Raw genomic sequence first — 24,411 nt, 5'->3', positions numbered from 1 at the left:
CCATGCAGCGATTGAAGCGTTGCAACGTCGTTATCGCCCCGGGAAAGGTCATTCTCTAGACGAAATGTGCCGGGATTAACATAGGGTAGAAGCAGATACAACTATCAGTTCTGTGAGGTGTCACCCTCACTGGTAGTGCGTAAAAATCCCGATACAAAATTTGGAGGGCCAGGCATGAGCAAATCTTCGGATAGTTCGTCGGGATCTACAGTTTCTGCCACGCAAATGTGCAGACCCGGAAATTTACAAGGTACTCGAATCAACTCGACGACTGCCGTCCTGACTTGGGATGAACCCTATTCAACCTGTCATTTGTGCCCAGACGCGGCGGGCTATGAGATTTCAGGTGGGGGCATTGCCACGATAGACGTTCTTCGACCACCTCATGAGCTGCGTCAGCTAAACCCGAACGTTCAGTACCGGATTTTCGTACGGGCGAAAGCCGCTGGCAACATCGTATCCGCCCCCAGTTATGTGAATATACGCAGCAGCCCCGGCATGCCGGGCAATTTACGCGCTACTGAATATACGCAAAACGGCTTCACATTGAGCTGGATCGCTCCCGTCGGTGGAGAGCCAGTGTTCGACTATCTGGTTGCATGCAATGGCCAGACTATCGCTTCGGTTCGTGGCCTCAATTACCCGATGAGAAGTCCGACCTCGTTAACGCCCAATGTCATTGAGGTCCGTGCCAGAAGTGCCCGCAGTAATCTTTCCGATCCTGCGGTTTTGGACATCACCCCACCTGAAAAACCAACCGGACTGGTTGCCTTGAATTTATCCAGCAGGGCTGCTGCTCTGGTATGGAATCGTGCAGTCGATAATGTCGGGGTTGTCGAATATGAAATACTCAAAGGCGATGTGGTTATCGATAAAACCAAAGATGATACACCCGCGTACCTCGCCATCGGGCTCACCCCCGAAACCCAATATAGATTTTCAGTACAAGCACTGGATGCAGCCGGCAATCGTTCTGAAGCAAGCGATGCAATCGCGGTGAAGACACCCTTTTTGGACCCGCCGAAAAATGTTCGAGTGGTGAGCGTTAGCCGCTCCAGCATTACACTTGTATGGGACAGGCCGAATGGGGCGATCGGGCTTATGGGTTATAAGTCTGAAGCGGATAACCATAAAGGCTCAACCAGAGAAATCCAGAGCCCAGTACAAGGGGTCATGTTTACTTTTTTGCGACCATCGAGCACCTACACCGTGAAAATCAGCGGTCACGATGTCTCGCAACGCTATTCCGAGCCCTTCACACTTGAGGTAACGACGAATTCATAGGCGGCTCACGCAGTGAACGTTACCCAAACAACCCGGCGGCGATATTGATCGAAAACCCCAATATCGCCGTGTTGAACAAAAATCCAATCAACGACTGCGCCAGCACGATCTTGCGCAATGTTCGCGTGGCCACGCCGACATCCGCAGTTTGCACTGCGACGCCGATGGTGAACGAGAAATACAGGAAGTCCCAATAGTTGGGGTTTTTCAAGCCTTCGGCAAAACGCAGCGCCGGCTCCTTGCCGTCCCAAGTGTAGAACAGCCGGGCGTAATGCACGCTGAAGATCACCCCGACCAACAACCACGAACCGATCACCGTCATCCCGGTGAAGCCGTAATGCAATAGCCGTCGGCTGGTCTCCAGGTCCTTGCTGCCGGCCAGTTCCAGGGTGATGGTGGCGAGGCTGGCAATCGCCGCGATACAGACGATGAGCAGTACCATGCCGGCGTTTTCATCCTCGACTTCGGCGATGCGTTTTACATCATCGGCCCGGGCGCGGATGGTCAGCCAGAGCATCAGTATCAGGTAGGTCCAGACACCGGCATTCCAGCCAATCAGGATTTTGCTGATGATCGAACTGGCCGGGGCCAGGAGGCCGACCGCTACCCCCAGCAGGGCGGCGGCAGTCAGGCGAGGGTGGGTGCGCAGGAGGTGTGGCATGCAGGCTCGATACGTCAGGGCTTTGCAACACCTTAGCCCAGGGCAGTCTGTTGTGACCACCGTCAACAGGTAGACGATAGCCCTTGTGGGAGCGAGCCTGCTCGCGATGAGGCCGTAACCTCCAACATCTATGTTGGCTTTTACTCCGCTATCGCGAGCAGGCTCGCTCCCACAGGTGAAAGGTGTTGATTGTTAGATGTCCTTATGTCGCTTGCGCACCAACTTCATCACCACCACAAAAAACACTGGCACAAACACTACCGCCATGGTCGCGGTGATCATTCCGCCGATCACCCCGGTGCCGATCGCTTGCTGACTCGCCGAGCTGGCGCCGGTGGCAATCGCCAGCGGCACCACGCCAAGGATGAACGCCAGCGAGGTCATGATGATCGGCCGCAGGCGCAAACGCGCGGCTTGCACCGTGGCGTCGATCAGGTCATGGCCTTCGTCGTACAGGCTCTTGGCGAATTCGATGATCAGGATCGCGTTTTTCGCCGACAGCCCGATGATGGTGATCAGCCCGACCTTGAAGAACACGTCGTTGGGCATCCCGCGCAAGGTCACCGCCAGCACTGCGCCGAGCACACCCAGCGGCACCACCAGCAGCACCGAGGTCGGAATCGACCAGCTCTCGTACAGCGCCGCCAGACACAGGAACACGATCAGCAACGACAAGCCGAGCAGTATCGGTGCCTGGCTGCCGGACAAGCGCTCCTGCAATGACAGACCGGTCCATTCCTGACCCAATCCCGCCGGACCTTGGGCGACCAGGCGCTCGATTTCCGCCATGGCTTCGCCGGTGCTGTGACCGGGTGCCGGCTCACCGGAAATGCTGATCGCCGGGTAACCGTTGTAGCGCGTCAGCTGCGCCGGGCCCTGGGTCCATGTGGCCTGGACGAACGATGACAGCGGGACCATTTTTTCGGCATTGTTGCGCACGTGGATCTTCAGCAAGTCGTTAACCTGACTGCGTTGATCGCCTTCAGCCTGAACCACCACCCGCTGCATCCGCCCCTGGTTTGGGAAGTCGTTGATGTACGCCGAACCGACAGCGGTGGACAGCACGTTGCCGATATCGGCGAAGGAAACGCCCAAGGCATTGGCCTGTTTGCGGTCCACGATCAGCTGCACTTGCGGCGCTTCCGCCAGGGCGCTTTCGCGCACGTTCATCAGGATCGGGCTTTTCTCGGCAGCCGCCAGCAAGGCACTGCGCGCTTGCATCAGCGCCGCATGGCCCAGGCCACCGCGGTCTTGCAGGCGGAACTCGAAACCGCTCGACGTACCGAGGCCGTCAACCGGAGGCGGCAGCACCGAGAAGGCCACGGCGTCCTTGATCTGGCTCAGGGCAATGTTGGCGCGGTCGGCAATCGAGGCTGCCGAGTCATCGCTGCCGCGCTCAGACCAATCCTTGAGCGTGGTAAACGCCAGGGCTGCGTTCTGGCCGCTACCGGAGAAGCTGAAACCGAGAATCACCGTGCTGTCGCCGACACCGGGCTCTGTGGCGTTGTGCGCTTCGATCTGCTCGACCACCTGCACCGTACGGTTCTTGCTGGCGCCCGGTGGCAGTTGAATGTCGGTGATGGTGTAACCCTGGTCTTCGACCGGGAGGAAGGACGAGGGCAGGCGGCTGAAGCAAAACACCAGGCCAATCAACAACACGCCATAGACCAGCAAATAACGACCACTGCGTTTCAGGGCGTAGACCACCCAGCGCTGATAACCCTCGGTCATCCGTTCGAAGCGCTGGTTGAACCAGCCGAAGAAGCCGCCCTTGGCATGATGTTCACCTTTGGCGATCGGTTTCAGCAACGTGGCGCAGAGTGCCGGGGTGAGTGTCAGGGCGAGGAACGCCGAAAAGAGAATCGAGGTGGCCATCGACAGCGAGAACTGCTGGTAGATCACCCCGACCGAGCCTGGCATGAACGCCATCGGGATAAACACCGCCACCAGCACCAGGGTGATGCCGATGATTGCCCCGGTGATCTGGCTCATGGCTTTGCGCGTTGCTTCTTTGGGCGACAGGCCTTCGTTGACCATGATCCGCTCGACGTTCTCGACCACGACGATAGCGTCATCGACCAGAATGCCGATCGCCAGCACCATGCCGAACATGGTCAACACGTTGATCGAGAAGCCCAGCGCCAACATGGTCGCAAAGGTGCCCATCAACGCCACGGGCACCACCAACGTCGGGATCAGCGTGTAGCGGATGTTCTGCAGGAACAGGAACATCACTGCGAACACCAGCAGCATCGCCTCGCCGAGGGTGTAAACCACTTTGGTGATCGAGACTTTGACGAACGGCGAGGTGTCGTACGGAATCTTGTATTCCACACCAGCCGGGAAGTAGCGCGCCAGTTCGTCCATCTTCTCGCGCACCAGCGTTGCGGTGCTCAAGGCGTTGGCGCCGGGTGACAGTTGCACGCCGACCGCCGTCGACGGCTTGCCGTTGAGGCGGGTGGAGAATTGGTATTCCTGGCTGCCGATTTCGACCCGCGCCACGTCACCCACGCGCACCGTGGAGCCGTCGGGATTGGCCCGCAGCACAATGTCGGCGAACTCTTCGGGGGTCGACAGTTGACCTTTCACCAGCACCGTCGCGGTGATTTCCTGGGTGGTGCGAGCCGGCAAGTCGCCGATGCTGCCGGCCGAGACCTGGGCGTTCTGCGCGACAATCGCCGCGTTGATGTCAGCTGGGGTCAGGTTGAATCCGACCAGTTTCTGCGGATCGATCCAGATCCGCATGGCCCGCTCGGCGCCATACAGCTGAGCCTTGCCGACGCCATCCAGGCGCTTGATCTCGTTCATCACGTTACGCGCCAGATAATCGCTGAGCGCCACGTCATTGAGCTTGCCGTCGCTGGAGGTGAGGGTGATCAGCAGCAGGAAGCCGGCCGAGACTTTCTCGACCTGCAAACCTTGTTGGGTCACCGCTTGCGGCAGGCGTGACTCGATCACCTTGAGGCGGTTTTGCACATCGACCTGAGCCATTTCCGGATCGGTGCCGGGCTGGAAGGTGGCGGTGATGGTCGCGGTGCCTAGGCTGCTCTGGGATTTGAAATACAGCAGGTGGTCGGCGCCGTTGAGCTCGCCCTCGATCAGGCTGACCACGCTTTCGTCGATGGTTTGCGCCGAGGCGCCCGGGTACACCGCGTAGATCTCGACCTTCGGCGGGGCAACGTTGGGGTACTGCGCGACGGGCAGCTGCGGGATGGCCAGGCTGCCTGCCAACAGGATGAACAGCGCGACCACCCAGGCGAACACCGGGCGGTCGATAAAGAATTGCGGCATAAAGTCTGCGTCCTGCCTATTGCCCGGTGACCTGGGCAAGTGGAAGAGGGGTGTTGTCGATCTGCACTTTTTCACCGGGGCGGGCGTGCTGCAGGCCTTCGATGACAATGCGGTCGCCGGGTTTGAGGCCGCCGGTGACGATCCAGCGATCCTTCTGCACCTGGCCGAGCTGCACCGGTTGCTGGCTGACACGGGCGTCGGCGTCGAGCAACAGCACCTGAGCGATGCCGGCGCTGTCACGCAGGATCGCTCGTTGCGGCACGCTGATGCCTTGCTGATTCACCGCTTGCTCCAGGCGCACGCGGATGAAACTGCCCGGCAGCAGGTCGAGGTCCGGGTTGGGGAACTCGCTGCGCAGAATGATCTGGCCGGTACTCGGGTCGACGCTGATGTCAGCGAACAGCAGCTTGCCCGGCAACGGATAGAGGCTGCCGTCGTCCTGAATCAGCGTGGCTTTGGCCTGGTCCTGGCCGACCTGCTGCAGTTGCCCGGTACGGAAGGCCCGGCGCAATGCGTTGAGTTCGCGGGTCGACTGGGTCAGGTCGGCGTGGATCGGGTCCAGCTGCTGGATCAGCGCCAAGGGCGTGCTTTCGTTCTGCCCGACCAGCGCGCCTTCGGTGACCAGCGCACGGCCAACCCGCCCGGAAATCGGTGCGGTAACGGTGGCGTAACCGAGGTTCAGTTTCGCCCGTTGCACAGCCGCCTGATTGGCCACGACATCGGCGGCAGTCTGCCGGACGGCGGCGCGGGCGTTGTCGTAATCCTGACCGCTGATGGCGTTGCCTTCGATCAACTGCGCGTAACGCTGTTCCTGCAAGCGTGCCTGAAAGGCATTGGCCTCGGCTTTGCGCAACGCCGCCTGGGCGCTGTCCAGATCAGCCTTGAACGGCGCCGGATCGATGCGAAACAGCACGTCGCCCTGTTTGACGTCGCTGCCTTCGCGGAAGGTCCGTTGCAGGACCACGCCGGCCACCCTGGCACGGACTTCGGCGATCCGCGGTGCGGCGATCCGCCCACTCAGCTCGCTGCTGATCGACAGTGGTCGGGCTTCGAGGGTTTCGATCCGCACCGTGGCCAGCGGCGGCGCCTCGATGGCAGTGGAGGACTTGTCGCACGCACTCAGCGTCATTGCCAAGGCAATCAGGCCGAGCTTCGCAAACAGGTTCTTTGACATGTAAATACCCCAATAATGACCCCCAGCATCCTACGGGGAGGGGACGAGCGTAGCGGTGAAGCTTTGTAGGTGCTGTGTGAAATTGTGTAAGGGTTTTACTCAGGTACGCGTGAGGGCGTATATCCTTGGATGCTTGATTTCTATTGCGACGGGTAGATTGCTATCGCGAGCAGGCTCGCTCCCACAGTAGGTCGGCGGTGTTCACAGAATCTGTGTCCACATCAGATCCCTTGTGGGAGCGAGCCTGCTCGCGATAGCGGTGTATCGGACGCCACTGCACTTTCTGGAAACACCCATGCCCAACATCCTCCTGGTCGAAGACGACTGCGCGCTCTCTGAATTGATTGCCAGCTACCTTGAACGCAATGGCTATCAGGTCAGTGTGATCAGCCGTGGCGATCATGTGCGCGAACGGGCGCGGGTCGATCCACCGGATCTGGTGATCCTCGACCTGATGCTGCCGGGCCTCGATGGCTTGCAGGTCTGTCGCTTGCTGCGCGCCGATTCGGCGACGCTGCCGATCTTGATGCTGACCGCCCGCGACGACAGTCACGACCAGGTGCTGGGCCTGGAAATGGGTGCCGACGATTACGTCACCAAGCCGTGCGAGCCTCGGGTATTGCTGGCGCGGGTGCGTACCTTGCTGCGGCGCAGCAGCCTGAACGAGCCGCAGACCGCCAGCGACCGAATCCTCATGGGCAACCTCTGCATCGATCTGTCGGAGCGCACCGTGACCTGGCGCGAGCAGTTGGTCGAACTGTCCAGCGGCGAATACAACCTGTTGGTGGTGCTGGCGCGCCATGCCGGTGAAGTGCTCAGCCGCGACCAGATTCTGCAACGCCTGCGCGGCATCGAATTCAACGGCACCGACCGCTCGGTGGACGTGGCGATTTCCAAGCTGCGACGCAAATTCGACGACCACGCCGGCGAAGCGCGCAAGATCAAAACCGTGTGGGGCAAGGGCTATCTGTTCAGCCGCTCCGAGTGGGAATGCTGAACATGCTGCGCATTCTGATCCGCCTCTACCTGATCACCATCGTCACTTTCAGCGCGGCGATTTATTTCATCCCGGATCTGGTGATCAAGGTGTTTCACGAGCGATTCGTGAACTACAACCTTGATCAGTCGCGAGGCTTGCAGAAGCTGATCACCCAACAGTTTCACGCAGTGCCGAGCGAGCAATGGACCCATCTGGCGGCGCAGCTGGACAAAGACTTCAGCCCGCTGCACGTGGCACTGGTGCGCAATGACGACGCGGATTTCACGCCCTATGAACGTGAGCGTCTGGAACGCGGTGAAAAGGTCATCCGCATGGGCGACTGGGGCTGGCGTACGCTGGCGGTGTCGCCGCTGGATCAGCAGATGTCGGTGAAACTGGTGGTGCCGCCGGATCCACTGGATGTCAATTTGTTGTACTGGAGCATCAACGTACTGATCGGTGGCGCGCTGCTGGCGTGTCTGTTGATCTGGCTGCGGCCACACTGGCGCGATCTGGAACGTCTGAAAAATACCGCCGAGCGCTTTGGCAAGGGCCACCTGAGCGAGCGCACACAGATCCCGCCGAGTTCGAACATCGGCAGCCTGGCCAATGTTTTCGACACCATGGCCGGTGACATCGAAAACCTCCTGAACCAGCAACGTGATTTGCTCAATGCAGTGTCTCACGAACTGCGCACGCCGCTGACCCGACTGGATTTCGGTCTGGCACTGGTATTGTCCGACGACTTGCCGGCCGCCAGCCGCGAACGTTTGCAGGGCCTGGTTGCACACATTCGTGAACTGGACGAGCTGGTGCTGGAGTTGCTCTCCTACAGTCGCCTGCAAAACCCGGCACGGGTGCCGGAGCAGGTGGACGTGTCGCTGGATGAGTTTATCGACAGCATTCTGGGCAGTGTCGATGAAGAACTGGAGTCACCGGACATCGTCATCGACGTCTTGCTGCACGGCCAGCTCGAACGCTTCAGCCTCGACCCGCGCCTGACCGCCCGAGCGATCCAGAACCTGCTGCGCAACGCCATGCGCTACTGCGAAAAACGCATTCAGATCGGCGTGCAGGTCTGCCCGAAAGGCTGTGAAATCTGCGTTGACGATGACGGCATCGGCATTCCGGAAGACGAGCGCGAGCGGATCTTCGAACCTTTCTATCGCCTGGACCGCAGCCGCGACCGCGCCACGGGCGGGTTTGGCCTGGGACTGGCAATCAGCCGCCGGGCCCTGGAAGCCCAGGCCGGCACACTGACGGCCGAAACCTCGCCGCTGGGCGGGGCACGGTTCCGGTTGTGGTTACCCACCCCGGCCTGAACCTGACGCTCAACTGAACCTTGAACTTACACCGACCTTGTGGTGAGGGGGCTTGCCCCCGCTGGGTTGCGAAGCGGCCCCAAAATCTGCAATCGGGTTTCGTTCGACACGCCGCGATTGCTGGATTTACGACTGCTTCGCAGCCGAACGGGGCGGTGCGGCGTTCCGACAAGCCCCCTCGCCACAATGCGGTGCCGCGGGGCCTCTGGTTGAGCGTAATTATCCAGCGCCCGATTCACCAGCAACTCCCTCAACGAAATCATCTGCTGAATCGCCAACGCTCGCTCGGTGGCATCAATCGGCGGGCAGCAACCGCTGGCGACAATCGAGTGTCAGGCGGGCGCCGCCGAGTTCGCTGCTGCCGACGTCCAGGGTGAACCCATGCAGGTTCACGATGGCCGCGACAATCGATAAGCCAAGACCGAAGCCACCGTTTTTAGCGTTGTCGTCGACGCGATAGAAACGTTGAAACACCGCCGTGCGTTTGTCCGTCGGGATGCCGGGGCCGGAGTCGAGTACTTCAATGCGTGTGCTGCCGGCGTTGTCGATTGCCCGCACGATGACCTGACCGCCCGCCGGGGTGAACTTGATCGAGTTGCTCAGCAAGTTCGACAGGGCTTCAAACAACAACGCCCGGTCGCCGGTCAGCGCCGGCAAGGTCTGCGGTGTTTGCAGGCTCAATGTCAGCTGACCTTCTTCGGCCAGCGGCAGGTAGAAATCGTGCAGTTCCTGCAGCAACGGCAACGGATCGAACAGCACAAAGCCCGAGCGCCGTTGTTGATCTTCCAGCTCGGAAATCCGCAGCAACCCGCGAAAGCGTGCCATCAGGGTGTCGGTTTCGGCGATTACCTGATCCAGCTGAAACGCCTCGGCAGAGCCTTCGACGGCCTGCTGTTGAATGCGGTAAAGCTGCGCGCGTAGTCGGGTGAGCGGGGTGCGCAGGTCGTGGGCGATGTTGTCGCAAACCCCCTTGACTTCGTTCACCAGGCGCTCGATGCGTTCGAGCATGGCATTGACGATGGCCGCGAGCATGTCCAGTTCATCGCGGCGGCTGGACAGCGGCAATCGGTGGTTCAGGTTGCCGGCGACGATGGCTTCGGCGCTCGCCTGCAAGGCGCGGATCCGTCGTAGCGGCCGACGGCGCAACAAGTGCCAACCGGCGATGCCGGGGATGATGGTCAGCGAGACTCCCCAGAACAGGGCATACAGGATGATCCGTGTGACCGCGAACAACGAGCCGTTGTCACGCACCAGAACCAGCCAGCGGCCATCCAGCGTGTGGGTCGCCACCGCGTCGCAACTGTCAGACGGCAGGCTGGCGTCATCCGGGTCGGCGCAGTCGCCCAGTTCATGGATCTTGCCGTCCAGCGGCAGGCCAGCGGGGATCTTGCGGATCAGCCCGTGCAGCGGCCGATGCTGTTCGTCGAACAGCCCGTAGGCGTCTATTCCACGCTGGTCGAAGGTAATGCTGGCGATCAGCGCCTCATCCAGCTGATCGCCGTGGAAGCGTGAAAACAGATGCTGGCGTTGCATCAGCGAATGTTTGGCGAGGTTCTCCAGGTAGCTGGAAACCTCGTAATACATCACTCCCATGAGCAGGCCGCTCCAGACCACGAACAGCGCACTGTAGAGCGCCAGCAAGCGGCTGCTGGAGGAGCGCCAGCCTTTAGACGGGTTCAGCAATGACATAACCCGAGCCTCGCACAGTCCGTATCAGCGGCAGTTGGCCCGGTGGGTCGATCTTTTTGCGCAGACGTCCGATGTGCACATCGATCAGGTTGGTGCCGGGGTCGAAGTGATAGCCCCAGACCTCTTCGAAAATCATCATCCGCGAGAGGATCTGCCCGGTATTGCGCAACAGAAACTCCAGCAGTTTGTATTCCGTCGGCAGCAGGCTCAGCAACTGTCCGCCGCGGCTGGCTTCGCGGCTGATCAGGTTGAGCTCCAGGTCAGCCACGCGCAGCGTCGTTGGGTAGTCCTTGACGGTGTTCTGGCGGCGCAGCAGGACTTCGACGCGGGCGGCCATTTCGTCGGTGGCGAAGGGTTTGGTCAGGTAATCGTCGCCGCCGGCGCGCAGGCCGCGAACACGTTCATCGACATCGGACAGGGCGCTGATCATCAGAATCGGCGTCGACACGCCCATGGTTCGCAAGGTGGTGACAATCGCCAGGCCGTCGAGCTCCGGCAGCATGCGGTCAAGGGTGATCAGGTCGTAGTCACCGCTGACCGCCCGCGCCAGGCCTTCTCGACCATTGGCGACCCAGTCCACCTGCAAGCCATGGCTGCTCAGCTCGGCAACGATCTCCCGTGCGGTGACGGCGTCGTCTTCAATGGTCAGGATTCGGGTCATGGGGCTTGCCTGAAAGTAAGTGAAATACACCGGCGCCAGTGTGCCAAGAAATGTCGACGAGGGTTCTAAAAAAACTTTCATACAGGGTAGATCACCTTCTGACAGGCACGGCTTTTCACCGGTGTGACAGAGGACATCACACCGTTCCGGGCGGATCGGTTTGACGTGCAGCAAGCGGTCGCAGTCAAACAGGCAGAATTGGCCGCAGACGGCTGTGGCTTGAGGGGGGCTCGGCAGCTGGGCGCAAAACTGTGATCTGGGGCGCGTCTGGGGCGTCTAGCGTTTGTGTCCCCGCAAGTGGTACGGGGCGTGAATTCGGAACCCGGCATGCAAGCGTTGTTGAACGAGATTCTTGACACGGTTCGCCCCCTGATCGGACAGGGCAAGGTGGCTGATTACATTCCTGCACTGGGCAGTGTGCCGGCCGATCAGTTGGGTATTGCGGTGTATGGCAATGACGGCGAGCTGTATTGTGCTGGCGACGCCCACACGCCGTTTTCGGTGCAGAGCATTTCCAAGGTGTTCAGCCTGGTGCAGGCCATTGAGCATTCCGGTGAAGCGATCTGGGAACGACTCGGTCACGAACCTTCCGGTCAGCCGTTCAACTCGCTGGTGCAGCTGGAATTCGAACGCGGTCGACCGCGCAATCCGTTCATCAATGCCGGGGCGCTGGTGATCTGCGATATCAACCAGTCACGCTTTGCCGCGCCAGCGCTGTCGATGCGCGATTTTGTGCGGCGGTTGTCCGGCAACCCGCAAGTGATGGTCGACAGCAAAGTCGCCGAGTCTGAGTACCAGCACCGTGCGCGCAACGCGGCCATGGCGTACCTGATGCAATCGTTCGGCAACTTTCATAACGATGTGGAAGCCGTTCTGCGCAGCTACTTCAGCCATTGTGCGCTGCGCATGAGTTGTGTCGATCTGGCTCGGGCCTTCTGTTTCCTGGCCAATGACGGGTTCTGCAAACACAGCGGCGAACAGATCCTCACTGCGCGCCAGACCAAACAAGTCAACTCGATCATGGCCACCAGCGGTCTGTATGACGAAGCCGGCAACTTTGCCTATCGCGTCGGTTTGCCGGGCAAGAGTGGCGTGGGCGGTGGCATCGTGGCCGTGGTGCCGGGGCGCTTTACCGTGTGCGTCTGGTCACCGGAGTTGAACCCGGCAGGTAACTCGCTGGCCGGCATGGCGGCGCTGGAGCTGCTGAGTCAGCGCATTGGCTGGTCGGTGTTCTAACCCCCAAAACCAATAAACCGCCCACCCACCACCTCCCCCGTAGGAGCAAAGCTTGCTCGCGATGGCCTCACCGCGGTGTATCTGAATGACCGCAGCGTGTCCATCGCGAGCAAGCTTTGCTCCTACAAGGTGGGTTTTGCTTTACGTTTGGTGGCAGGTGCGGTTTTGCGCTGGGTGGTTTTACGTTTGTTCTTCCAGGGCGCCGCCCCTTTTCCGGCCGGGCTTGCCGGTCCGCTGATGGTCAGGCGCAGGCCGGTGCAGCGGCCGACCTGTTTGCTCATCCAGGCGGCTTGTTTGGCGACGAATTCCTCAAGGCTCATTTCGCTGCTTTGCACCATGTCCAGGGCTTGTTCCCAGATCGCTGTGGTGCCGGGGTCGGCGATGGCCCGGGGCACGGCGTCGATCAGGCTGAAGGCCGGCGGTGTGGCGGCCAGGGCCTTGCCGTTCTTGATCAGATAGCCTCGATCCAGCAACCCCTGAATGATCCCGGCGCGGGTCGCCTCGGTGCCGATGCCGGTGGTGTCCTTGAGTTTTTGCTTGAGCAGCGGATCTTCCACCAGTTTGGCAACGTTTTTCATCGCCTTGATCAGGTCGCCTTCGGTAAACGGCTTGGGGGGCTGGGTCCAGAGGTCCTTCAGCGTCACGTTGGCGACGGCGTAATCCCGTCCTTCAGCCAGTGCCGGCAGCATTTGCGGCGCCGGTGCTTCCCGTCCTTTGGCCGGGGCCAAGGCTTCGGGCAGTGCGCGTTTCCAGCCTGGCTCGACGATCAGTTTGCCCACCGCACGCAAGGCTTGCCCGGCGCAGTCGAAATCCGCCTGGGTGCGGTCGTATTCGTGATTGGGCAGGAACTGCGCCAGATACCGCGCCCGGATCAAGGTGTAGACCGCACGGTGTTTGCCGGTCAGGCGTTCGAGGTTTTTCGCCGCCGCCGTGGGGATGATCCCGTGGTGGGCGCTGACCTTGGCGTCGTTCCAGGCCCGCGACCGGCGTTGTGGCTCAAGGTGCTTGAGCAACTCGCCAAGGCTGGGGTCGGCACGCCCAAGGGCGGCGAGAATGCCCGGCGCTTCGCTGTGCTGGCTCAGCGGCAAGTAGCCGCAGTCACTGCGCGGGTAGGTGATGACCTTGTGGGTTTCGTATAGCGCCTGGGCCACGTCCAGGGTTTCCTGGGCACCGAGGCCGAGTTTTTTCGAGCAGATTTCTTGCAGCGTGCCAAGGTCGAACGGCAGCGGGGCGGCTTCGCGGACCCGCTCGGTGCGCAGCTTGACCAGCCGCGCACTGGGGGCGTTGCGCATGGCCGTGGCCGCTTTCTGGGCCAGCGCCTGATTCAGGCAGCGGTCCTGCTCGTCGCAGACATCCGGTGCGGCGCGCCATTGGGCGGTGAACGGGATGTTGTCATGCAGCAGTTGTACGTCGATGGCCCAATACGGCACGGGCACGAAGTCGGCAATGCTGCGGTCGCGGTCGACCACCAGACGCAAGGTCGGGGTTTGCACCCGGCCTACCGGCAGCACGCCTTGATAACCGGACTGACGTCCGAGCAGGGTGAACAGGCGGCTCATGTTCATGCCGATCAGCCAGTCGGCACGCGAGCGCCCGAGTGCCGAGTGATAGAGGCTGAAGGTTTCGGCACCGGGTTTGAGCGCCGCCAGGGCCTTGCGAATCGAGGCATCGTCCAGCGCCGACAGCCACAAGCGCTTGATCGGCCCGCGATAGCGGCAATGCTCCACCAGCTCACGGGCAATCATCTCGCCCTCGCGGTCGGCGTCGGTGGCGATCACCAGTTCATCCGCTTCGCCGAGTAGCCGTTTGACCGCTTTGAACTGGCTGGCGGTCTTGGGTTTGACCAGCATTTTCCATTTTTCGGGAATGATCGGCAGGTCTTCCAGGACCCAGCGTTTATAGCGGGCGTCGTAGGCATCCGGCGGCGCGGTTTCCAGCAGGTGACCGATGCACCAGGTCACTGTGACGTCCGTTCCCAGCCAGCAGCCGTCGCCGCGCCGGCTGGCACCGAGCACGGCCGCAATGTCTTTGGCCTGGGAAGGTTTTTCACAGAGAAACAGCCGCATAACCACCATCAGTCATCAGGGTTTGAAGGTGCACAGCATGCGCGGTGAAGACGATCGGATCAATCTTTATCTGTATGGATGTACAGTTGAGGTGTTGCGATTCATTGTCTGGTTTTGAGGTTGGAAAACCTGGTGCTTGAGCCTGATGCCAGTCAGTTAAGCGTTGGGGCCCGAAAAGATCGCAGCCTGCGGCAGCTATGGGTTTGTGAACAAGGGCTACGTCCGTTCGTTCATTTGGAGGGCTTGAATGCCGGCCGCCCTGGCTTGGGCGAGCAGGTCATTGTTCTCGATATCGCGTTCCCCGGCGCGTTCGAGTACCGGGTAGGCCAGTGCCGCGATGTGGTGATGCACGCGTCGGTAGTCGCGCAGCAGCCGTTGAAAAATGTCACCGGACTCGGCCCAGGCGCTTTTGTCTTCGCGCAGGGCACGAAAGTGTGCCCGGCTGGCCGCAGCTTCCAGCCTTCTGACCGACTCCTTGCGGTTGACCAGATAGTGGGCGGTTGCAAGGTCTTCCCGTAGAAACACGGTAATCGCCAGGCTCAGGCTTTCCAGCAGTTCGTTGTGCAGCGGATAGAGCGTGCCCAGTTCGAAGGCCGAGAAATTTTCACCGCGCCGCAGTCGACGCGCCGCCAACTGCGCAAGGCTGCTGGAAAGGATGTCGGCGGCGTGCTCCAGGTTGATCACGAACATCAGGATTTCCTGCGAGCGGTCCGCATCGCTGTCACTGATGCCTTCCTGGCCGATGTCCGCCAGATAGGCACGGATCGCCGCGCTCAGCAGATCGAGGGACTGGTCGATCTGCCGCACCTCATCGGCGTTGCGCTGGTCCGAGGTCTGGAACAGTTGCAGCACGCGGTTGAGCATGATCGAGAGCATGTCGGCCAGCCGCAGGGCTTCGCGCGCCGCGTTGGACAAACCGATGTTCGCCACCGCGAGGCCAGCCTCATCCAGATAGAGCGGCATGCCGGGATCGACATCCCGCGCAGGTGACGGCAGCAGGCGGGTCAAGAGTTTCGCCAGCGGTTCTGTCACGCCGATGAACACCAGCGCCAGCAGCAGATTGAAGCTGGTGTGCAGGCAAACCACCCGCAGCGCAGGTGTCAGCTGCGCAATCGGGCTGCTCTGAGCCAGCATCGGCACGAACGGCAAGCACACCAGCGCACCGATGAACCGCACCAGCAGGTTGCCGACCGGCAAGCGCCGGGCCACGCTGGAGCTGGCGTTGAGCACCGAGGGCAGGGCGCCACCGATGTTCACTCCGAGCACCAGCGCCATGCTGGTCACGGGCGAGAGCAGACCGGTGGCCGCGAGCGAGGCGATCAGCAACACCACCGCGACGCTGGAATGGCAGATCCAGGTCAGCAGCATCGCCACCAGCACGGCAATGATCATGTCGCCATCCAGGCTGTGCATGAGCGCATGGAAGATCGGTGTGCCTTCGACCTCTCCCAGTGTCGAACCGAGCATGCGCAGCGCCAGCAGCATCAAGCCCAGGCCGATCATCGCGCAACCGACGCTCTCGTAGCGTGAGTCATCGCGCACGCGGAAGACGATGAACCCGGCCAGCAGGACGATGGGCGTAACGATCGAAATATCAACGCTGAGCAACTGCACCACCAGCGTCGAGCCGATATTGGCCCCGAGCATCACCGCCAATGCTGGCGCAAGGCCCAGGGCTCCGGCGGCGGTAAAGGAGGTGGCCATCAGGCTGACGGCGGTGCTGCTTTGCAAAATGCCGGTGATCCCAACGCCTGACAGCAAGGCCATCCAGCGGTTGTTCAGGTTCTGTCCCAGCCAGTGACGCAGTGGCGTGCCGAAGCCGCGCAACAGCGCCGAAGAAATCATATGGGTGCCCCAGAGCATCAGTGCGATGGAGCCGGCGAGGTTGATCAATAGAGTCGTTCCCGACATGAGGACTCTCCTTTTGCTGTTTCATTTATTGCCGGCCCGAAAGCCGAATCGCGGCGTAAAGAGGTGGCGAACACAAAAAAACTGTGGGAGCGAGCCGCCCGGAGCAGGCTCGCTCCCACAGGGGTTACGGTGTGTTCAGATGATCAGAACCATTGCTTGAAGCGGCGGATGTAGACGGTCTTCATCAACTGGGCGAACACGCAGTAGCTGAGCAAGGTGCCCACCAGCCAAGGGAAGTACTGCCATGGCAGTGGTTGCAGACCGACCAGGGTGCCGAGTGGCGAGAACGGGATGTAGATGCCCAGCACCATCACCAGCCCGGTCATCAGGATCACCGGCAATGCCGCGGTGCTCTGGAAGAACGGGATCTTCTGGGTGCGCAGCATGTGCACCACCAGCGTCTGCGACAGCAAGCCTTCGATGAACCAGCCGGACTGGAACAGCGTCTGCATTTCCACGCTGTTGGCCGAGAACACGTACCACATCAGGGCGAAGGTGGTGATGTCGAAGATCGACGAGGTCGGCCCGATCCACAGCATGAAGCGCCCGATGTTCTTGGCGTCCCACTTGCGCGGTTTACGCAGGTATTCCTTGTCCATCTTGTCCCACGGCAGTGCCAGCTGAGAGATGTCGTACATCAGGTTTTGCAGCAGCAGATGGATCGCCAGCATCGGCAGGAACGGGATGAAGGCACTGGCCACCAACACCGAGAAGACGTTGCCGAAGTTCGAGCTGGCGGTCATGTTCAGGTACTTCATGATGTTGCCGAAGGTCTCGCGGCCTTTGATCACACCTTCTTCGAGCACCATCAGGCTCTTTTCCAGCAGAATGATATCGGCCGATTCCTTGGCAATATCGGTGCCGCTGTCGACTGAAATACCGACGTCGGCGTCGCGCAGGGCAGGGGCGTCGTTGATGCCGTCGCCGAGGAAACCCACAGTGTGACCGTTCGACTGCAAGGCCTTGAGCACCCGGGATTTCTGTAGCGGCGTGAGCTTGGCAAACACCGTGCGTTCTTCAACCCGCAACTTGAGGGTCGACTCGTCCATCTTCTCGATGTCTTGGCCGAGCAGCGGCGTGCCAGGCTCCAGGCCAACTTCGCGGCAGATCTTGCAGGTGACCACGGCGTTGTCGCCGGTCAGCACCTTGACGGTCACGCCCATGTCCCGCAGCGCGGCAATCGCCGGGCCGGCGGTTTCCTTCGGTGGATCGAGGAAGGTCAGGAAGCCGCGAATCACCAGCTCGCGTTCGTCGCGGGTTGTGTACTGGTTTTTGCTCTGGGCTTTCGGGATCTCACGAGTCGCTACCAACAGCACCCGGAAACCGTCTTCGTTGTACTCAAAGGCCATCGCCAGCAGCGCTTTGCGACGCGGCTCATCGAGTGCAACCACCACGCCGTTCTCGTGGATGTGGCTGGAAATGTTCAGCATCTCCTCGACCGCGCCCTTGCAGACCAGCAGATGATCGTCGCGGCTGTCCTTGACGATGATCGACAGGCGCCGACGAATGAAGTCGAACGGCAGCTCATCGAGCTTGCTGTAGGCGAACGGGATCTTGAACGTCGGGTTGCGCTCGGCGAATTGCACCACCGCCTGGTCCATCAGGTTGCGCAGACCGCTCTGGTGATGACTGTTGAGCCACGCCAGTTGAAGGATCGACTCGTCGCGCTGGCCATTGATGTCGACGTGGTGCTCGAGGATGATTTTGTCCTGGGTCAGGGTGCCGGTCTTGTCGGTGCAGAGCACGTCCATCGAACCGAAGTTCTGGATTGCGTTGAGGCGCTTGACCACGACTTTGCGTTTGGCCATCGCCATCGCGCCCTTGGCGAGGTTGGCGCTGACGATCATCGGCAGCATTTCCGGGGTCAGGCCGACGGCCACTGCCAGGGCGAACATCAGTGCGTCAGCCCAATCGCCTTTGGAAAAACCGTTGAGCAGGAAGACGATCGGCACCATGACCAGCATGAAGCGGATCAGCAGCCAGCTGACGCTGTTCACCCCACGGTCGAAAGCGGTCTGCACACGCGAGCCGACAATGGCTTTGGCCAGCGATCCAAAGTAGGTGCGCGGGCCAGTCGCGACCACCACCGCCCGGGCGGTGCCGCTGACCACGTTGGTGCCCATGAAACAGATGTTCGACAGGTCCAGCAGATTGGCCTGATCGGCCGCCGTCGCTGAAGCGGACTTCTGCGCGACGTTGCCAAGAGTGTCGTATTTCTCGACCGGCAAGGCTTCGCCGGTCAGCACCGCCTGGCTGATGAACAGGTCGCGGGATTCGATCAGGCGGATGTCGGCGGGGATCATGTCGCCAGCGGACAACTGAACGATGTCGCCGGCCACCAGTTCACGCATCGGCACTTCGCGCAGTTTGGGCTTCATCCCCATTTGCTCGCGACGCAGCACGGTGGCGGTGGTGCGGACCATGGCCTTGAGCGCTTCAGCCGATTTGGCCGAGCGGTGCTCCTGCCAGAACCGCAGCAGGCTGCTGAGCGACACCATGGTCATGATAATGATGACTTTGGTGAGGTCGACTTCTTCGCCTGCCTGGAGCGGGAGCCAGTAATCGGTCACGAAGCTGATGCCGGCCAGTGCCAGCAGCACATAGATGAACGGATTGTTGAGGGCCTGGAGGAACTGGACGATGGCGTGAGGCGGCTTGTCATGGGCCACTTCGTTGAAGCCTTCGCGTTGCAGGCGGCCTTCGGCATCGAGCTCGGTCAGGCCATCGGCGCAAGTCTTGACGTTGGCGAGGGTGACAGCGAGGCCGTTTTGCGCCTCACGCGCTGCGCGCATCGACAGCTTGGTGTCGTCGTTCGTGGCGCCCCGGGCGTGTTTTTTCGGATCTTTTACAAGGGTCATTGCGTGTGCTCCTGCCGCAGTCTTGCGGCACGACACACTGCAAACTCAGCTAATTAAAGGCGAGCGAATGTAGGTCGAGTCGCAAGTAAGCGATCGATTCAAGTTGTTGTGTTTTTTTGTGTTTAACGTTCGCTGCACACCTGATAACAAACGGTATGCAGCGAACCTACTACTGGCCTCGTCCATAACGAACTCCACAAAGTCTGTGTTAAATGGGCAATAGAAAGTTGCCGAATTCCTTATTAAGGAAAACGCTGGTTATAAACCCTTGGAAGTACTTTCAGATCAACTGAAAGTGCGCGCACCGAGGTGCAGGCCGAGCCATACGCCGGCCTGCTGCAGGAGGTGCGCAAAGCACCGACTCGGTGGTTCCTGGCATTCGTCGACGCTCCAGCGTTGCTGCAGTTGACCGGTCGACGGGCAGACGCGCCACGTGGCACGCAGGTGAGCCTGAGTGCGCAAAGAAGGGGAGGAGAACGGCGAGTGAGTCGCCACAGGGCGCTCACGGCAAGGCTTTACGCGCATCGTCGAGGCGAAGGCGCGTACACCTGGCATTACAGTAGATTTGAAGTTCATAACATGCCTCGCAACCGGACTGACGCCGCAGAGGCAAGTTACGATGGAGCGTCAAGCCCTGGCGCAGCTCACCCGACCGAGGAGTCGAGTCCCGTCATTTTCTGGGTTAAGTGCCCAGCTCTGCGAAAACGCATCAGCCAGACAGCGTCTAGATACTGTGTCCATTGAATTCTTTTGTGAGTTGAAGAAAGCCGAAGTTACCGGCCCGGGCAATGTACTCAGGCAGGCCGCTGACGTCAACCTTAAATCCATGTTGTTAAGGGATTAGACAGATAAGGACAGTGCAGAGGGGACTATCAGAATAATCGCAGTCGATAGTGATCGATGTTAAAGCGCGAAGTGCTCATGACATTCAGTCGTCATGTCATGAGCACAAGGGATTAATGAATAAAGCTTAATGACTCATGTGCCGGGAAATATCCTGGTAAGTATCACTGTCCGTTGCCGCCAACAGCTTGCGACCATCCTTGAGCGTGGCGATGAACGTAATCTCGGTCTCCTTGCCCGCCATCAGGTAGCCGGCGATTGCCCCGATGGGGCCGAGCAGCATGGCGCCGGCGATGCTGTAGCCAATCGCATCCTTGTTGGTCACGCTGTCCTCGGTTGCCACTTCCAGGGTTTTGAATACCGAGGGTAGCACTTTGATTTCCTGGTTAGGGTTGAAAAGGGTTTTCAGTTGCAACGCCCCTTCACGGTACTCGCTATCGCCTTGTAGAAAATCTCCCGCCAAAACGGTGACATTGACCATGTTGAACGCCCCTTGTTCGAACATTACTGAACCTGTTATCTCGCGCTTGCAGGGGGGAGACGTCAATAAGCTCACGATGAAGGGGCGTACCATCAGTCCGGTCAAAAAAGGAGCCATGACGCTTAATGCCAGTCAGTTAAGGCGCACACCTGTGGGAGCGAGCCTTAACTGACAGGCATTAAGCATGACGCTTGGTCCTTGAGCGGACCGCTCTCTAAAAATTCAATAGCCCCGCCGCTTCAAACGGTGTCAGTTTCGTTACGCCTTCAACAGGGCGAATGATAGGACGATCCCGCGGGTGCGGTGGATATTGCCGTGGGAACGGTCGGTCAGGCCGCAACCACGGATATTGTCGCCTAAACTCTGCTGACAGGAACCGCAGACGCAGTTCTGTGCAGTGAAAGTCCGCCCAGGGCCAACATGGGCGGACTTTTTTATGCCGTCAGTTTTTCTCCAGGTCCACGTCCTTGGTTTCGCGTAAGCAGAGCATGCCCACCACCAGGCTTACCCCGGTGATCAGTATCGGGTACCACAGCCCGTAGAAAATATCCCCGGTGTAGACCACCAACGCGAACGACACGGTCGGCAGGAAACCGCCAAACCAGCCGTTGCCGATGTGGTACGGCAGGGACATCGAGGTGTAGCGGATGCGCGTCGGGAACAGTTCGACCATCAGCGCCGCCAGCGGCCCGTAGCACATCGCCGAAATAACGATCAGCGCCACGATCAGCACGATGATCATCGGTTTGTTGATCTGCTGGGTGTCTGCCTGTTGCGGGTAGCCGGCCAGGGTCACGGCACCGCGCAGGGCGGCTTCGTCGTAACCGTCGAGGGTGACATCGCCAACGCTGACCTGCACGGTGCTGCCGGCGGGGGCGGCTTTGCTGCTGTAAGGCAGGCCTTGTTTGACCAGGAAGGTTTTGACCTTGTCGCAGGGGCTGTCAAAACGCGCCTTGCCGACCGGGTCGAACTGGAAGGTGCAGGTGGCCGGATCGGCCAGTACGCTGATCGGCGCTTGTTGACTGGCGCGGTCGATGGCCGGGTTGGCGTAATGGGCCAGGGTTTTGAAGATCGGGAAGTACAACACGGTGGCCAGCAACAGGCCAATCATCAGGATCGGTTTGCGCCCGACCCGGTCAGACAGCCAGCCGAAGAAAATGAAGAACGGCGCGCCGATCACCACGCTGACAATCAGCAAGGTGTTGGCCAGGGCCGGGTCCATTTTCAGGAACTGGGTGAGGAAGAACAGCACATAGAACTGTGCGGCATAGAAAGTCACCGCTTGCCCGGCATTGATGCTGAACAGCGCAATCAGCACGACTTTGAGGTTTCCCCAGTTACCGAAGGATTCGCGGATCGGCGCTTTGCAGGACTTGCCTTCTTCTTTCATTTTCAAGAAGGCCGGCGACTCGTGCAGGCTCAGGCGAATCCAGGTCGAAATGCCCAGCAGCACGATCGACAGCAGGAACGGAATGCGCCAGCCCCAGACTTCGAACTGATCACCGGTGAAGTAGCGGCAGCCGAGGACCACCAGCAGTGACAGCAGCAATCCAAGGGTCGCAGTGGACTGAATCCAGCTGGTGTGGAAACCGCGTTTGCCGACCGGCGCGTGTTCTGCCACGTAGGTCGCGGCACCACCGTACTCGCCGCCGAGTGCCAGGCCCTGGAGCATGCGCAGCACCACCAGGATGATCGGCGCGGCAATGCCGATGCTGGCGTAGGTCGGCAGCAGGCCGACGGAGAAGGTTGCCAGACCCATCAGGATGATCGTGGCGAGGAAGGTGTATTTGCGCCCGATCATGTCCCCCAGTCGACCGAACACCAGCGCGCCGAACGGCCGCACGATGAAACCGGCGGCGAAGGCCATCAACGCGAAGATGAAGGCGGTGGTGTCGTTGACTCCGGCGAAAAACTGTTTGCTGATCACCGCCGCGAGGGCGCCGTAGAGGAAGAAGTCATACCACTCGAACACCGTCCCGAGGGACGAGGCGAAGATGACTGTCCGGGTTTCCTTGCTGGTGCCGGCGCTGAGCGCTGTGGCTATGGCTTGAGCCTGTTCTGACATGTCGGTATCCCTCACAGTGTTTATTTATTGTTGTTCCACTGTCAGCGCCGACCTTGTGGGCGGGCGCCGCTCCTGCTGGTATTGCGCGGCCCTTGTAGGAGCAAAGCTTGCTCGCGATGCAGGCGATGCGGTGTATCCGGTAATCCGCGTTATCGTTCATCGCGAGCAAGCTTTGCTCCTACGAGTGCAGCTCGGTGACCCGTTCTATTTCCGAGGTAGCGTTCCAAGCCGATGCGGCGAGAATCAGCTGCGCCGCTTTTTCGGCGATCATCAGTGTCGGTGAGCAGGTATTGCCCGAGGTGATGTGCGGCATGATCGACGCATCGGCGATGCGCAGGCCGGGAATGCCGTGGACCCGCAACTGGGCATCGACCACGGCATCGGCATCGTTGCCCATGCGGCAGGTGCCGACCGGGTGGAAAATTGTCGTGCCGATGCGCGCGGCGGCTTCGTGCAGCTGTTCTTCGCTTTGCAAGGCCGCACCCGGCAGGTATTCGACCGGGTTGAACGGTTGCAAGGCCGGTGCGGCAACGATGCGCCGGGTCAGGCGAATGGCCTCGGCGGCCACGCGCAGGTCTTCGGGATGGCTCAGGTAATTGGGCTGAATCAGCGGCGCTTGCTGCGGGTCGGCCGAGCGAATCTCGACGCGGCCACGGCTTTGCGGGCGCAGGTCGCACACCGAGGCGGTGAACGCCGGGAACGCATGCAAGGGTTCGCCAAAGCGCTCAAGCGAGAGTGGCTGGACGTGGTATTCGAGGTTCGCCGAGGTTTGTTCAGGTCCGGAGCGGGCAAAAGCGCCGAGTTGGCTGGGGGCCATCGACAACGGACCACTGCGGTCGTACAGATAACGCAGGCCCATGCCGATTTTGCCCCAGAGGCTGCCGGCGATCTGGTTCAAGGTCCGGGCATTTTCCAGCTTATAGATCAGCCGCAACTGCAAGTGATCCTGCAGGTTGCCGCCCACGCCATTGAGCTCATGGGCGATGCCGATACCCAGGCGTTTGAGCAGACTGCTCGGGCCAATGCCGGAACGTTGCAGGATGCTCGGCGAACCGACTGAACCGGCGCTGAGGATGATCTCCTGGCGGGCGAGGAAGGTTCTTGTCTGGCTTTGCCAACGCGCACTGACCTTTGATGCCCGGCCGTTTTCCAGCAACACGCGGTCGACGTCGACGTCGGTCAGCACGGTGAGGTTCGGTCGATGGCGAACCGGTTTGAGAAAGGCCTTGGCAGCATTCCAGCGCACCCCGGCTTTCTGATTCACCTGGAAGTAGCCGCAACCTTCGTTGTCGCCTTGGTTGAAGTCATCGACGCTGGCAATGCCGCTTTGTTCGGCGGCGCTGCGGAAGGCGTCGAGAATCGGCCACGACAGCCGCTGGCGCTCGACGCGCCATTCCCCGGCGGCGCCGTGAAACGCCGAGTCACCGGCAAAATGGTTTTCGCTCTGCTTGAACAGCGGCAGTACATCATTCCAGTTCCAGCCGGGGTTGCCTTCGGCAGCCCAGCGGTCGTAATCGCCGGCCTGGCCGCGCAGGTAGATCATGCCGTTGATCGATGAGCTGCCGCCCAGCACCTTGCCGCGCGGGTAGCTCAGGCTGCGGCCTTGCAGGCCGGTTTGCGCTTCGGTCTTGAAGCACCAGTCGGTACGCGGGTTGCCGATGCAGTACAGGTAACCGACGGGTATGTGAATCCACGGGTAGTTATCGCGCCCGCCGGCTTCAAGCAGCAACACCCGATGCTGCGGGTTGGCGGAGAGTCGATTGGCCAGCAGGCAGCCGGCCGGACCGGCGCCGACCACGATGTAATCGTATGCATCAACGGCAGGTTGCATCCATGACCTCGCAGCGTGTTGTTCTTATCAGGATCCATCCTAGTTGTTAGTTTTCGGCA

17 protein-coding genes are annotated in these 24,411 nt (G+C 60.5%); 4 read left to right on the top strand and 13 right to left on the bottom strand.

Going from position 1 to position 24,411, the window contains the following annotated elements; translation table 11 throughout:
• The first annotated feature begins 174 nt into the window (after positions 1-174).
• Positions 175-1,284, top strand: a complete 1,110-nt coding sequence (locus HK44_RS18150; RefSeq protein WP_141651730.1) for a fibronectin type III domain-containing protein — start codon at positions 175-177, stop codon at positions 1,282-1,284.
• A gap of 19 nt (positions 1,285-1,303) precedes the next feature.
• Here HK44_RS18150 and HK44_RS18145 read toward each other — a convergent pair whose 3' ends face one another.
• The 3 genes from HK44_RS18145 to HK44_RS18135 form a co-directional block, all read right to left on the bottom strand.
• Positions 1,304-1,945: a DUF1345 domain-containing protein gene (locus tag HK44_RS18145; RefSeq protein ID WP_019690062.1), complete on the bottom strand. Its 642-nt coding sequence runs from the start codon at positions 1,943-1,945 to the stop codon at positions 1,304-1,306.
• A gap of 192 nt (positions 1,946-2,137) precedes the next feature.
• On the bottom strand, positions 2,138-5,236 hold the full coding sequence (locus tag HK44_RS18140) for an efflux RND transporter permease subunit (protein WP_019690063.1): 3,099 nt from the start codon (positions 5,234-5,236) through the stop codon (positions 2,138-2,140).
• A 16-nt stretch (positions 5,237-5,252) separates the two neighbouring features.
• The gene (locus tag HK44_RS18135; protein ID WP_019690064.1) at positions 5,253-6,410 is read right to left on the bottom strand and encodes an efflux RND transporter periplasmic adaptor subunit; all 1,158 of its coding nucleotides are present in this window, start codon (positions 6,408-6,410) and stop codon (positions 5,253-5,255) included.
• A gap of 295 nt (positions 6,411-6,705) precedes the next feature.
• Here HK44_RS18135 and HK44_RS18130 point away from each other — a divergent pair, with 295 nt between their 5' ends.
• Both HK44_RS18130 and HK44_RS18125 read left to right on the top strand, forming a co-directional pair.
• A complete protein-coding gene (locus HK44_RS18130; RefSeq protein WP_019690065.1) occupies positions 6,706-7,407 on the top strand; it encodes a response regulator transcription factor in 702 nt (233 codons plus the stop codon).
• 2 nt (positions 7,408-7,409) lie between these two features.
• Positions 7,410-8,711 (top strand): ATP-binding protein, encoded by a 1,302-nt coding sequence (locus HK44_RS18125; protein WP_024265046.1) that lies wholly within the window; start codon positions 7,410-7,412, stop codon positions 8,709-8,711.
• Positions 8,712-8,737: 26 nt separating this feature from the next.
• Here the strand turns inward: HK44_RS18125 and HK44_RS30595 are convergent, their stop codons facing one another.
• From HK44_RS30595 to HK44_RS18115, 3 genes are read right to left on the bottom strand one after another with little or no spacing between them, the layout of a single operon-like run.
• Complete coding sequence (locus HK44_RS30595) at positions 8,738-8,989, bottom strand: hypothetical protein (RefSeq protein WP_141651729.1); 252 nt, start codon at positions 8,987-8,989, stop codon at positions 8,738-8,740.
• A 16-nt stretch (positions 8,990-9,005) separates the two neighbouring features.
• The gene (locus tag HK44_RS18120; RefSeq protein ID WP_019690067.1) at positions 9,006-10,400 is read right to left on the bottom strand and encodes a sensor histidine kinase; all 1,395 of its coding nucleotides are present in this window, start codon (positions 10,398-10,400) and stop codon (positions 9,006-9,008) included.
• A complete protein-coding gene (locus HK44_RS18115) occupies positions 10,378-11,061 on the bottom strand; it encodes a response regulator transcription factor (RefSeq protein WP_019690068.1) in 684 nt (227 codons plus the stop codon). Before HK44_RS18115 ends, HK44_RS18120 begins: the two co-directional genes overlap by 23 nt.
• A gap of 327 nt (positions 11,062-11,388) precedes the next feature.
• On the opposite strand from HK44_RS18115, the gene glsB reads away from it, so the two are divergent.
• Positions 11,389-12,297 (top strand): glutaminase B, encoded by a 909-nt coding sequence (glsB, locus tag HK44_RS18110; RefSeq protein WP_019690069.1) that lies wholly within the window; start codon positions 11,389-11,391, stop codon positions 12,295-12,297.
• Between the two features lie 122 nt (positions 12,298-12,419).
• On the opposite strand, the gene HK44_RS18105 is transcribed toward glsB, so the two are convergent.
• From HK44_RS18105 to HK44_RS18075, 7 genes are all read right to left on the bottom strand, one after another.
• Positions 12,420-14,363: a DNA topoisomerase III gene (locus tag HK44_RS18105; RefSeq protein WP_019690070.1), complete on the bottom strand. Its 1,944-nt coding sequence runs from the start codon at positions 14,361-14,363 to the stop codon at positions 12,420-12,422.
• Between the two features lie 216 nt (positions 14,364-14,579).
• On the bottom strand, positions 14,580-16,274 hold the full coding sequence (locus HK44_RS18100; RefSeq protein WP_019690071.1) for a Na/Pi cotransporter family protein: 1,695 nt from the start codon (positions 16,272-16,274) through the stop codon (positions 14,580-14,582).
• A gap of 143 nt (positions 16,275-16,417) precedes the next feature.
• Positions 16,418-19,132, bottom strand: a complete 2,715-nt coding sequence (mgtA, locus tag HK44_RS18095; RefSeq protein WP_019690072.1) for a magnesium-translocating P-type ATPase — start codon at positions 19,130-19,132, stop codon at positions 16,418-16,420.
• A 285-nt stretch (positions 19,133-19,417) separates the two neighbouring features.
• Positions 19,418-19,708 (bottom strand): hypothetical protein, encoded by a 291-nt coding sequence (locus tag HK44_RS18090; RefSeq protein WP_019690073.1) that lies wholly within the window; start codon positions 19,706-19,708, stop codon positions 19,418-19,420.
• 394 nt (positions 19,709-20,102) lie between these two features.
• Positions 20,103-20,456 (bottom strand): hypothetical protein, encoded by a 354-nt coding sequence (locus HK44_RS18085; protein ID WP_024265045.1) that lies wholly within the window; start codon positions 20,454-20,456, stop codon positions 20,103-20,105.
• A 442-nt stretch (positions 20,457-20,898) separates the two neighbouring features.
• Positions 20,899-22,521 carry an MFS transporter gene (locus HK44_RS18080; RefSeq protein WP_019690075.1) on the bottom strand — a complete coding sequence of 541 codons (1,623 nt, stop codon included), beginning with the start codon at positions 22,519-22,521 and terminating at the stop codon, positions 20,899-20,901.
• A gap of 178 nt (positions 22,522-22,699) precedes the next feature.
• Positions 22,700-24,352, bottom strand: coding sequence for a GMC family oxidoreductase (locus HK44_RS18075; protein WP_019690076.1), 1,653 nt, complete (start codon positions 24,350-24,352; stop codon positions 22,700-22,702).
• Between the last annotated feature and the right edge of the window lie 59 nt (positions 24,353-24,411).

This window comes from Pseudomonas fluorescens HK44, from assembly GCF_000217955.3.
Classification (GTDB): Bacteria; Pseudomonadota; Gammaproteobacteria; order Pseudomonadales; family Pseudomonadaceae; genus Aquipseudomonas; species Aquipseudomonas fluorescens_AQ.
Note: the sequence above shows the minus strand (reverse complement) of the source record. Positions and strands in the feature narration are given on the sequence as shown.

Bases quoted from the DNA above. Each gene is read 5' to 3' on its own strand.
- HK44_RS18150 (WP_141651730.1), top strand. From the start codon at position 175: ATGAGCAAATCTTCGGATAGTTCGTCGGGATCTACAGTTTCTGCCACG.
- HK44_RS18145 (WP_019690062.1), bottom strand. From the start codon at position 1,945: ATGCCACACCTCCTGCGCACCCACCCTCGCCTGACTGCCGCCGCCCTG.
- HK44_RS18140 (WP_019690063.1), bottom strand. From the start codon at position 5,236: ATGCCGCAATTCTTTATCGACCGCCCGGTGTTCGCCTGGGTGGTCGCG.
- HK44_RS18135 (WP_019690064.1), bottom strand. From the start codon at position 6,410: ATGTCAAAGAACCTGTTTGCGAAGCTCGGCCTGATTGCCTTGGCAATG.
- HK44_RS18130 (WP_019690065.1), top strand. From the start codon at position 6,706: ATGCCCAACATCCTCCTGGTCGAAGACGACTGCGCGCTCTCTGAATTG.
- HK44_RS18125 (WP_024265046.1), top strand. From the start codon at position 7,410: ATGCTGCGCATTCTGATCCGCCTCTACCTGATCACCATCGTCACTTTC.
- HK44_RS18120 (WP_019690067.1), bottom strand. From the start codon at position 10,400: ATGTCATTGCTGAACCCGTCTAAAGGCTGGCGCTCCTCCAGCAGCCGC.
- HK44_RS18115 (WP_019690068.1), bottom strand. From the start codon at position 11,061: ATGACCCGAATCCTGACCATTGAAGACGACGCCGTCACCGCACGGGAG.
- glsB (WP_019690069.1), top strand. From the start codon at position 11,389: ATGCAAGCGTTGTTGAACGAGATTCTTGACACGGTTCGCCCCCTGATC.
- HK44_RS18105 (WP_019690070.1), bottom strand. From the start codon at position 14,363: ATGCGGCTGTTTCTCTGTGAAAAACCTTCCCAGGCCAAAGACATTGCG.
- HK44_RS18100 (WP_019690071.1), bottom strand. From the start codon at position 16,274: ATGTCGGGAACGACTCTATTGATCAACCTCGCCGGCTCCATCGCACTG.
- mgtA (WP_019690072.1), bottom strand. From the start codon at position 19,132: ATGACCCTTGTAAAAGATCCGAAAAAACACGCCCGGGGCGCCACGAAC.
- HK44_RS18090 (WP_019690073.1), bottom strand. From the start codon at position 19,708: ATGAACTTCAAATCTACTGTAATGCCAGGTGTACGCGCCTTCGCCTCG.
- HK44_RS18085 (WP_024265045.1), bottom strand. From the start codon at position 20,456: ATGGTCAATGTCACCGTTTTGGCGGGAGATTTTCTACAAGGCGATAGC.
- HK44_RS18080 (WP_019690075.1), bottom strand. From the start codon at position 22,521: ATGTCAGAACAGGCTCAAGCCATAGCCACAGCGCTCAGCGCCGGCACC.
- HK44_RS18075 (WP_019690076.1), bottom strand. From the start codon at position 24,352: ATGCAACCTGCCGTTGATGCATACGATTACATCGTGGTCGGCGCCGGT.